This window comes from uncultured Caballeronia sp. (assembly GCF_964243625.1).
GTDB lineage: Bacteria > Pseudomonadota > Gammaproteobacteria > Burkholderiales > Burkholderiaceae > Caballeronia.
In genome coordinates, this window is sequence record NZ_CAXTGZ010000177.1 from 1 (window position 1) to 10,479 (window position 10,479).

At 60.3% G+C, this 10,479-nt stretch carries 7 protein-coding genes and 1 pseudogene; 3 read left to right on the forward strand and 5 right to left on the reverse strand.

Features of this window, described 5'->3' with window-relative positions; all coding sequences use genetic code 11:
• The 5 genes and pseudogenes from ACFFAR_RS14135 to ACFFAR_RS14155 all read right to left on the reverse strand — a co-directional run.
• Positions 1–787 (reverse strand): annotated as a pseudogene (locus tag ACFFAR_RS14135) (S9 family peptidase); the annotation flags it as partial.
• Between the two features lie 268 nt (positions 788–1,055).
• Complete coding sequence (locus ACFFAR_RS14140) at positions 1,056–2,174, reverse strand: ABC transporter ATP-binding protein (RefSeq protein ID WP_056352109.1); 1,119 nt, start codon at positions 2,172–2,174, stop codon at positions 1,056–1,058.
• A 110-nt stretch (positions 2,175–2,284) separates the two neighbouring features.
• Positions 2,285–3,142, reverse strand: a complete 858-nt coding sequence (locus ACFFAR_RS14145; RefSeq protein ID WP_075359593.1) for a carbohydrate ABC transporter permease — start codon at positions 3,140–3,142, stop codon at positions 2,285–2,287.
• Positions 3,132–4,010 carry a carbohydrate ABC transporter permease gene (locus tag ACFFAR_RS14150; protein WP_086386673.1) on the reverse strand — a complete coding sequence of 293 codons (879 nt, stop codon included), beginning with the start codon at positions 4,008–4,010 and terminating at the stop codon, positions 3,132–3,134. Before ACFFAR_RS14150 ends, ACFFAR_RS14145 begins: the two co-directional genes overlap by 11 nt.
• Positions 4,011–4,206: 196 nt before the next feature.
• A complete protein-coding gene (locus ACFFAR_RS14155) occupies positions 4,207–5,460 on the reverse strand; it encodes an ABC transporter substrate-binding protein (protein ID WP_061998902.1) in 1,254 nt (417 codons plus the stop codon).
• Positions 5,461–5,993: 533 nt separating this feature from the next.
• Here ACFFAR_RS14155 and zwf point away from each other — a divergent pair.
• The 3 genes from zwf to ACFFAR_RS14170 all read left to right on the forward strand — a co-directional run bounded on the left by zwf (position 5,994) and on the right by ACFFAR_RS14170 (position 10,234).
• Positions 5,994–7,454 (forward strand): glucose-6-phosphate dehydrogenase, encoded by a 1,461-nt coding sequence (gene zwf, locus ACFFAR_RS14160; protein ID WP_174363999.1) that lies wholly within the window; start codon positions 5,994–5,996, stop codon positions 7,452–7,454.
• A 142-nt stretch (positions 7,455–7,596) separates the two neighbouring features.
• Complete coding sequence (gene pgl, locus ACFFAR_RS14165; protein ID WP_174364000.1) at positions 7,597–8,328, forward strand: 6-phosphogluconolactonase; 732 nt, start codon at positions 7,597–7,599, stop codon at positions 8,326–8,328.
• Entirely contained in the window at positions 8,306–10,234 is a 1,929-nt protein-coding gene (locus ACFFAR_RS14170; RefSeq protein ID WP_174364001.1) for a bifunctional transcriptional regulator/glucokinase, read from the forward strand. Before pgl ends, ACFFAR_RS14170 begins: the two co-directional genes overlap by 23 nt.
• Positions 10,235–10,479 lie beyond the last annotated feature (245 nt).

Consider the following 10,479-nt stretch of genomic DNA (forward strand, 5'->3'; position numbering starts at 1 on the left):
AGAACGAGGTCGCACGCGACGCGAGGTGCAGGTTTTCGAGCGGGTCGTAATCCACGCCCGCCGATACATCACGCCGCTTGCCTTCGAAGACAATGGGCGCATCGGCGAGCTTCGTGCCGCGCTTCCATTTGCGCGCCTGGCGCGGGAAGCCCGACGTGGTCAGCGCCGGTTTCTTGCTATGCGCGCTGTCGTCCCAGCCGACATACACCGCGTCGCGATTGATCCACGATATGTCGTGCTTGCCGACATCGGGAAGCTCGAAGCCATCTTCCACGAAAGTGCGCGATTCGATATCGAACTCGCGCACGAGACATGCGTCCGAACCACCCGGGGACAAGCTCACCAGCGCGCGGTCCCAGGTGGGGTAGAGCATGTCGAAATCATGCAGCGCCCAGCGGGTGGCATCGTCGGGATTGTTGTTGAGGTCGAGTTTGTCGACATCGAGGACGATCTGCCACTCCGCCTTGCCCGCGAGCCATGCAGCCCACGGTGTGCGCCGCACGATGCCCAGCGGATTCTCCTCGTCCTGCCACGTGTTGTAGCCCCAGTCGCCATATCGCGAGCAGGACACGATGCGCTCTTGTGACGTGTATGCCTTCTTGAGGCGCGCGGTGAGCGCATCTGTTTCAAGCGTCTTGCCGAATGCGGCCGTCGTACGCGCGTTCTGCGAATCAACCCATTGCTCGACGCGGGCGTTATCGAGCGACTCCAGTTCTATGAACGGATCGGCGCCGGCAGCAGCGGGCCATTCGAGTTCGGGGTGTTGGCTGAGGAAGGAGTTTGTCATATAGGAAAGCGCGCCCGCGTTGGAATGCCGGCGAGTCCGCCGACGTGATCAGGAATCAGAAGGCTGATTGTGCCTGATGACGTGTCGCGAAGAAGTCTCGGCGCGCGGTTGCGTCGGCTCAATGCGTCAGACCGGCGAGGTCCATGTGGATTCGGACTATTCCTATTTAAGTTTTGTAACAATCATTTGGGTCGTTGCAACCCGGCAATCGAAAAAAAAACCGCGCAGAATGTGTGGTCTGCGCGGCTTCATTGAACGCGAAGAAAGCTCAAGCCAACCGTTCTTCCGTCTTCGCGTCAAACAACACCGCTTTCGATACATCGAACAGCAGCGTCATGTTCGTCAGCGGCTGCGGATTTGCCGCCGGGTGCACGCGGCTCACCACGCGCTTGCCGTTCACCTGGGTGAACACGAGCGTATCCGGACCGGTCGGCTCGATCACATCGATCTTCACCTCAACCGGCTGCAGACGTGCGTCTTCCACATTGTGCGCGCTGCGGGCATCCGTAATGCGCTCCGGACGCAAACCAAGAATCACGTTCTGCCCGATCTTGCCACGCACGGCGGCGGCATCGAAGGGCAGGTTCAACACGGTACGCGACACGCCCGTATCCAACTCGATACCCACGCCCGATCCGGCCTCGACCAGCTTGCCGTCGATAAAATTCATCGGCGGCGCGCCAATGAATCCCGCCACGAACAAATTCGATGGCGAATCGTAGATGTCCTGCGGCGCGCCGAATTGCTGCACGACGCCATCCTTCATCACCGCAATCCGGTCGCCGAGCGTCATGGCTTCAATCTGATCGTGCGTCACGTACACGATCGTCGTGCCCAGGCGCTGATGCAGCAGCTTGATTTCCGAACGCATTTCGATACGCAGTTTCGCGTCGAGATTCGACAACGGTTCATCGAACAGGAACATCACCGGATCGCGCGCCAAAGCGCGGCCCATTGCCACGCGCTGGCGTTGGCCGCCCGACAACTGGCCGGGCTTCCGGTCGAGCAGATGCTGGATCTGCAGCGTATCCGATACGCGCTTCACAATGGCGGCCTGCTCGTCCTTCGGCACCTTGCGAATGTTCAGCCCGAACGAGATGTTCTCGCGGACCGTCATGGACGGGTACAGCGCGTACGACTGGAACACCATCGCGATGTCGCGATCTTTCGGCGAGAGGTTGTTCACCGTCTTGCCGTCGATCATGATGTCGCCCTTGGTGACCGTTTCCAGGCCGGCGATCATGTTGAGCAACGTGGACTTGCCGCAGCCCGAACCGCCAACGAGGATCAGGAACTGACCGTCCTCGATGTCGATGTTCACGCCCTTCAGAACGGGGACGCCGTTCGCATAAGTCTTGTATACGTCGCGGATTGAAAGGCTTGCCATGCTATGAATCCTTTAGTTTCTCTGCGCTGAGTGTGGTCGTCCGCGCATCTGTTGATCTTTTATCGCGGGCGCTTCCTTCGGTTCGAACCTGTGGAAGCGCCCCGCGGAAATCAGCCCTTTACCGCGCCCGCTGTCAGGCCGCGCACGAAGAACCGGCCGGCGACCATGTAGACGAGGAGAGTGGGGAGAGCAGCGATGATCGCAGCAGCCATGTCGACGTTGTATTCCTTCACGCCCGTCGATGTATTCACGAGGTTGTTCAGCGCCACGGTAATCGGCATTGAATCCACGCCCGAAAACACGATGCCGAACAGGAAGTCATTCCAGATCTGCGTGAATTGCCAGATCAGGCAAACCATGAAGATCGGCAACGATACCGGCAGCAGGATCTTCGTGAAAATCGTGAAGAAGCCCGCACCGTCGATACGCGCGGCCTTCACCAGTTCGGCCGGAATGCTCACGTAGAAATTACGGAAGAACATGGTCGTGAACGCGATACCGTAGACCACGTGAACGAGTACGAGACCCGTCGTGGTATTGGCGAGTCCCAGCATGCCTTGCAGACGCGCCATCGGCAGAAGAATGGCCTGGAAGGGGATGAAGCAGCCCACCAGCAGCAGCGTGAACACGAGGTCCGCGCCGCGGAAACGCCAGTGCGTGAGCACGTAACCATTGAAGGCGCCGATGATCGACGAAAGCAGCACAGCCGGAATCACCATGCGCACGGAGTTCATGAAGAACGGTTCCATGCCGTCGCAGCGCACGCCGGTACACGATTGCGACCACGCCTTGACCCACGGTGCGAACGTGAACGATGTCGGCGGCGTGAGCAGGTTGCCCGTGCGCAACTGGTCGAGGTCCTTGAAGGACGTCGAGAGCATCACGTAGATCGGGAACAGGAAATACAGGGCAAACAGGACCAGCGCCGCATAGATGACGGCGCGGCTGATCGTCATCTTAGATTCCATTGCGGGTGCTCCTCGATTCCAGATACATGAGCGGCACGAGCACGGCGACGACGGTGGCTAGCATCATCATCGATGAAGCTGCGCCCAGGCCGAGCTGTCCGCGGTTGAACGAAAACGTGTACATGAACATGGCTGGCAGCGACGACGACGTGCCCGGACCACCCGCGGTCAATGCGACCACGAGGTCGAACGTCTTGATGGTGATGTGGCAGAGAATCAGCAGCACGGAAAAGAACACGGGACGCATGCTCGGGATCACGATCTTGCGATAGATGCGCGGCAACGACGCGCCATCCATTTGAGCCGCCTTGAAGATTTCCGCGTCCACGCCACGCAAGCCGGCGAGGAACAGCGCCATCACGAAACCAGTCGATTGCCACACGGCCGCGATCACGACGCAGAAAATCGCCTTGTCGGGGTTGCCGAGCCAGTCGAACGAAAAGCTCGTCCAGCCCCAGTCGTGGAACACTTTCTCGAGTCCGAGGCTCGGGTTCAAAATCCATTGCCACGCCGTACCCGTCACGATGAACGACAGCGCCATCGGGTAGAGGAAGATCGCTCGCAACGCGCCTTCATTGCGGATCTTCTGGTCGAGCAGAATGGCGAGGAACAGCCCGAGCCCGACGCAAATGGCGATGAACGGAATGCCGAACCAGCCAAGGTTTGCAGCCGAGGTCCACCAGACGTCGTTGGAGAACAGCTCGGTGTAGCGCTGGAAACCAACGAAATCGTAGCGCGGCATCAATCGCGAGTTCGTCAGCGACAGATACCCGGTGATCAGAATGAAGCCGTACACAAACACGAGCGCAATCAGCACGCTGGGCGCGAGTACGAGCTTCGGAATATAGGTATCGGCAAGCGCCGCCATGGGCGACGTACGACGAGGCGGGGTGCGCGAGGACTTCTGCGCGATACCGCTAGGGGAGGCAGCCACTTCTCGACTCCTGAAAATTTGCCGGCAAGAGTCTCAGGCCGGAACAGGGATACAGCGGTTTTTACGGTAATCGACTTGTGCTTTCGGGCGCGCTCCCGAGAGAGCGCGCCCGTGCGTCACACTAAAACGCTTACTTCGTCTTCGCTGCGTTCGCGAGAGCGGCAACTGCGCTCTTCGAATCTTGCGTCGAGTTCATGAACTTCGTGACGACGTCGGTGATGGCGCCGGCAGTTGCATCGCCTTGTGCCATTCCGTGCGCCAGCGACGGAACATAACCGCCCGACTTCAGGGCCGTTTGTTCATCGGCGTAGGACTTCTTCGCGCAGTCGTCGAACTTGGTCATCGGCACGCCCAGGCGAACCGGGATGGAACCCTTGTTCAGGCTGAACTGCTCCTGGAACTCAGGCGTCATGATGGTCTTCGCCAATGCCAGTTGACCCGGCGTTGCATCCTTCGCGCCCTTCTGCTGGAAGAACACGAACGAATCGACGTTGAACGTGTAAGCCTTCTCCGTACCCGGAACGGCTACGCAGACATAGTCCGTGCCCGACTTCTTGTTCGCGCCGGCGAACTCGCCCTTGGCCCAGTCGCCCATGAACTGCATGCCGGCCTTGCCGTTGATGACCATGGCAGTTGCAAGGTTCCAGTCACGGCCGGTGCGGCCGTTATCGAAGTACGATTGCACGTGACGGACCGTGTCGAACACCTTGACCATCTGGTCGGACGTCAGCGTCTTCTGGTCCAGATCGACGATCGCCTTCTTGTAGAAGTCGGCGCCTTGCGACAACACGACGTCTTCCCACAACGTCAGGTCTTGCCACGGCTGGCCGCCTGCTGCCACCGGAACAATACCGTTCGCCTTCATCTTGTCGGCGAGGGCGAAGAATTCCGGCCACGTGGTCGGGGCCTTGCCGCCTGCCTTGTCCAGTGCGTCCTTGTTGATATACAGCCAGTTCACGCGGTGCACCGAGAACGGCGCGCCTACATAGTGACCGCCTGCATGCATGACCTTGTCGATTTCCGGCGGCAGGTTCTTCTTCCAGTCGCCCGTCACCGAATCGATGTTCACCAGCACGCCCTGGTCAGCCCATTCCTGGATCAGCGGACCCTTGATCTGAGCCGCCGACGGCGCGTTGCCCGAGATCACCTGCGTCTTGAGTGCGGTCATGGCCGCGGCGCCCGCGCCACCGGCAACCGCGAAGTCCTTCCAGGTGTAGCCTTGCTTGGTCATGTCGTCCTTCAACACGCCAATAGCCTTCGACTCACCGCCGGACGTCCACCAGTGCAGTACGGAAAGGGCTTCTGCAGCCTGAACCGCCTGTGCCGTCACGCCGCACAACAGACCTGCAGCGCCGAGCGCGCCCATGAGCTTGCGAAATTTCATTGTTTATCTCCTCCGAACACCTGAACAAAAAACGATTGGCCCCTGATGCCGCCAGGAAGCGATGGCTGGAACTGAACAGACTTGAAGTGGCCGGAGTCGGCGGTGTCAGCGGGATAAGACCGGTTTGCCTCGTCGATGAACGGCGGGCGCGCCAGTCTGGCCGGCAGACCGAACCTCGGCCGCACGGCTCTCAAGAGATGAGTGTGTCGAATCGCAACTGTGTCTCCTCTTTTGATTTTTGCCCGTTCACACTGGCTGACCACTGTGACGTGCGACCGGGGTCCTGCATCCTGCGGCTTTAGCCTGTTCCATGACATTCCCTGACGGCGAACCGTTCGGCGAGAGCGTCCTTGGCTCAGGTCCATTACCATGCAACTAGACATGAATCTCCGGGAAAACACGCATGTTCTGATTGACTAAGTGTTTTTTTCCGAGATCACGTTACCCCTTGATTTGAATTGTAGTTAAACTACAATTCAGTGTCAAAAAAAATTTTATCGGACTACGGTCCTTCAGAACCCCTGCGGAGACACATGCAAAACGACTCGAATTTCACCTTCGTTCTTTTCGGCGGAACGGGCGATCTTTCGATGCGCAAGATCCTGCCGGCGCTTTTCGAAGCGCATCGTGGCGGAATGCTTGCATCGGGCGGAAAGATCGTCGCGGTGGCGCGCGCCTCCGAAGATCGCGATGCGTATCTCAACTGGGTCGACGAACACGTCAAGCCGCACGTCTCGAAGAACGGTGTGGACGACGCAGTGTGGAAGGGTTTTCTCGAGCGCATCGACTATGTGCGGCTCGACCTCGGCAAGCCGGAAGACTTCAAGCTGCTGCGCGACGCCGTGAACAAGCATGGCGGCACGCGCGTGTTCTACCTCGCGACCGGTCCGTCGCTGTTCGTGCCGATCTGCCGCGCGCTCGCCGACGTGGGCCTGAGCGAAAACGCGCGCATCGTGCTGGAAAAGCCGCTTGGCTATGACCTGAAGTCGTCGCAGGCCATCAACGACGCCGTCGGCGAAATCTTCGCGGAAGAACAGATCTACCGGATCGACCATTACCTCGGCAAAGAGCCGGTGCAGAACCTGCTTGCGCTGCGCTTCGGCAATGCGCTTTTCGAACCGTTGTGGCGGCGCGAATGGGTGGAAAGCATCCAGATCACGATTGCCGAAGAACTCGGCGTGGAAGCGCGCGGCGACTTCTACGACAACACCGGCGCCTTGCGCGACATGGTTCAGAACCACTTGCTGCAGTTGCTTTCCATCGTGACGATGGAGCCGCCGCATTCCATGGATTCCGACTCGGTCCGCGACGAAAAGCTGCGCGTGCTGCGCGCGCTCAAGCCTGTCGATCCGCGCGATATCAGCAAGGTCGCCGTGCGCGGCCAATATCATGCGGGCGTGATCAAGGGCACGTCGGTGCCGGCATACGCGACCGAGCACGGCGTGCGTCCTGACAGTCGCACGGAAACGTTTGTCGCGTTGAAGGTGGAGATCGAGAACTGGCGTTGGGCCGGCGTGCCCTTCTTCCTGCGCACCGGGAAGCGGCTTGCCGACCGCACGGCTGAGATCGTCGTGAATTTCCGTCCCGTGCCGCACTCGGCGCTTGGCGCCAATGCATTGCGCGCAGGTACGAACCGCCTCGTGATTCGCCTTCAGCCGAACGAGACGATCCGCCTTTATTGCCTGGCCAAGCAGCCGGGCGAAGGCATGAATCTCGCGAGCGTCCATCTGGATCTCGCCTTCGACAAGTTCTTCAAGGAAGGGCAGATGGAGGCCTACCAGCGCCTTCTGCTCGATGTCATCAACGGCCGTCTCGCGCTCTTCGTGCGGCGCGACGAACAGGAAGCGGCGTGGCGTTATGTCGAGCCGATCCTCGATGAATGGGCTGCATCGTCGAAACCGCCGAAGCCTTATGCATCAGGCACGTGGGGACCGGCGGCCGCAAGCGCCATGCTGGCGCAACACGGCACGTGCTGGCTCGAAGAAGAGAATTAAGCCCGCTTGTTCCAGCGGGTCGGTGGGAACGTGTTCCAGGACGTTTGTGCTGTAGACATGTTGCAATTAAAGCCGAGACAAATCCCGCCGTGCGACTCTCGGCGGGCGAAATGAAACCAAAACAAGGCAGCATGGAGGAGCAGTGATCCAGCTTCATACTTTCGATGAACCAGGCGCCCAATCCGACGCCCTGGCAGAAGCGGTAGGCGACGCGCTTGCTGCAACGCTCGCGGCTCGCGGCGCAGCTTCGGCCGATGCCGCCGTATCGGGTGCATCGGGTAACCAGACCCAGCATGCAACACTCGCCGTCTCGGGCGGCACGAGCCCGAAGCCGTTCCTGAAAACGCTGTCGACGCACGCGCTCGACTGGGCGCATATCAATGTCACGCTCGTCGATGACCGCTGGGTGCCCGAAACGGACAGCGCCAGCAACGCGCGACTCGTGCGCGAGACGCTGCTGCAGAACGCGGCCAGCGGTGCTTATTTCCTGCCGCTCGTGGATGTCAACCGGCCGCTCGCCGCGCATATCGGCGACCTGAACGCTGATCCACAACGCCGCGTGCCCGATGTCGCCGTGCTCGGCATGGGCGAGGACGGTCACACCGCGTCGATTTTTGCCGATGCCCCCGAGTGGGATTTCGCGATCACCACGCCCGACCGGTTCATCTCCGTTCATCCGGGCAGCGCGCCACATGCGCGCGTGTCGCTTTCCATGTCTGCGCTCAAGGGCGTACAGCAGCTGTTCCTCTTCATCAGTGGACAGAAAAAACTCGATGTACTGAACGCCGCGCTCGCCGCACCGCAAAAAAACGCCATCTCCACGTTGGCAAACGCTCAAGGAGTCAGGCTCGATGTCTACTGGTGTGCAAAGTAAGGCCGTAACGGTAGCGGCCCAAAGCCAGCACGCTGATGGACCCCGGCTTCTGGCTGACATCGGCGGCACCAACGCGCGCTTCGCGCTCGAAACGGCGCCGGGTGTCATCGGCGAGATCCGCGTGTATCCGGGCAACGATTACCCGGGCATTGCCGAAGCAATGCAGCAGTACCTGAAGGACACGAAAGTCAGCCGCGTGAACCATGCGGCCGTGGCGATCGCCAATCCGGTCGACGGCGATCATGTTTCGATGACCAACCACGACTGGAGCTTTTCCATTGAAGCCACGCGCCGCGCGCTGGGGTTCGATACCTTGCTCGTAGTCAACGATTTCACCGCCCTGGCCATGGCGCTTCCGGGTCTCACTGATGCCCAGCGCGTGCAGGTTGGCGGCGGGTCACGGCGCCAGAACAGCGTGATCGGGTTGCTTGGGCCCGGCACGGGCCTGGGCGTGTCCGGCCTGATTCCCGCCGATGACCGCTGGATCGCGCTTGGCAGCGAAGGCGGCCACGCGAGCTTTGCGTCATCGAACGAAACCGAGGATATCGTCCTGCGTTTTGCGCGCAGGAAATTCCCGCATGTCTCGTTCGAGCGCGTGTCGGCCGGTCCTGGCTTGTTGCTGATTTATCAGGCGCTGGCCGAGCGCGATGGCGTTTCCGTGCCGGACGATCTGGAATCGGCCAGCATCACGCAGCGCGCGCACGATGGCGAGCCGCTCGCGCTCGAAGCCGTCAATTGTTTCTGTGGAATCCTCGGCACGTTCGCCGGGAACATTGCGGTGACGCTGGGCGCGCTGGGCGGGATTTTTATTGGCGGCGGCGTGGTGCTGAAGCTGGGCGAACTCTTCACGAAGTCGCAGTTTCGCGAGCGCTTCGAGGCGAAAGGGCGTTTCCAGCAGTATTTGTCGAGCGTGCCGACGTTCATCATCACCGCGGAATATCCGGCGTTTCTGGGGGTATCGGCGATTCTCTCGGAGCAGCTGTCGAATCGTGCGAACGGGGGATCTTCGGCCGTGTTCGAACGCATTCGCCAGATGCGCGATGCGCTGACGCCCGCCGAGCGGCGCGTGGCCGATCTGGCGCTGAACCATCCTCGCTCGATCATCAACGACCCGATCATCGATATCGCGCGTAAAGCCGACGTCAGCCAGCCGACGGTGATCCGTTTTTGCAGGTCGCTTGGGTGCCAGGGTTTATCGGATTTCAAGCTGAAGCTCGCGACCGGTCTGACGGGTACGATTCCAGTAAGTCACAGCCAGGTGCATCTTGGCGACACCGCCACGGATTTTGGCGCGAAGGTGCTCGACAACACCGTCTCGGCGATCCTGCAATTGCGCGAGCATTTGAATTTCGATCATGTGGAACGGGCCATCGACATTTTGAACGGTGCGCGCCGGATCGAGTTCTACGGGCTGGGCAATTCGAACATCGTCGCGCAGGACGCGCACTACAAGTTCTTCCGGTTCGGCATCCCGACGATTGCCTATGGCGACCTGTACATGCAGGCGGCGTCGGCGGCGTTGCTGGGCAAGGGCGATGTGATCGTGGCGGTATCCAAGTCGGGCCGCGCGCCGGAGTTGCTGCGTGTGCTTGAAATCGCTATGCAGCAGGGTGCGACCGTAATTGCGATCACGTCGAGCAATACGCCCTTGGCGAAGCGCGCGACGGTCGCATTGGAGACGGATCACATCGAGATACGCGAGTCGCAGATGTCGATGATCTCGCGCATCTTGCATCTCGTGATGATCGACATCCTGGCGGTGGGCGTGGCGATCCGCCGGGCGGTTCCAAACGCGAGCGCGGACGTGAGCGAAGCGATGACAAAGGTCCGTGAAGCTGGCGATGACGACACGGGCGCGGTGCTGGACTGGCTGAGCCATGGCGCGGCAGGGATTGCGCGGGATTAACGCGAAGTAGCAGCATTGAAAACAGAATGCCGCCGGTGCGAGTTTGCATCGGCGGCATTTTGCGTTTTGGGGCAAGAGGATATTAGCGCGACTTGAACAATCCGGCTCGGGTTTACTGATTGATGGCAACCCACAGTAGTGGCGAAGCGTGTGGGTTGCCGTAGACCAAGTGGAGGATTTCAAGTGTTCTTGATTGCGGCGTCGAGCGTTCTTCTGAAGTACCAGACAGTTCGGAACTGCATGCC

Bases quoted from the DNA above. Each gene is read 5' to 3' on its own strand.
- ACFFAR_RS14170 (WP_174364001.1), top strand. From the start codon at position 8,306: ATGTCTACTGGTGTGCAAAGTAAGGCCGTAACGGTAGCGGCCCAAAGC.
- zwf (WP_174363999.1), top strand. From the start codon at position 5,994: ATGCAAAACGACTCGAATTTCACCTTCGTTCTTTTCGGCGGAACGGGC.
- ACFFAR_RS14150 (WP_086386673.1), bottom strand. From the start codon at position 4,010: ATGGCGGCGCTTGCCGATACCTATATTCCGAAGCTCGTACTCGCGCCC.
- ACFFAR_RS14155 (WP_061998902.1), bottom strand. From the start codon at position 5,460: ATGAAATTTCGCAAGCTCATGGGCGCGCTCGGCGCTGCAGGTCTGTTG.
- ACFFAR_RS14140 (WP_056352109.1), bottom strand. From the start codon at position 2,174: ATGGCAAGCCTTTCAATCCGCGACGTATACAAGACTTATGCGAACGGC.
- ACFFAR_RS14145 (WP_075359593.1), bottom strand. From the start codon at position 3,142: ATGGAATCTAAGATGACGATCAGCCGCGCCGTCATCTATGCGGCGCTG.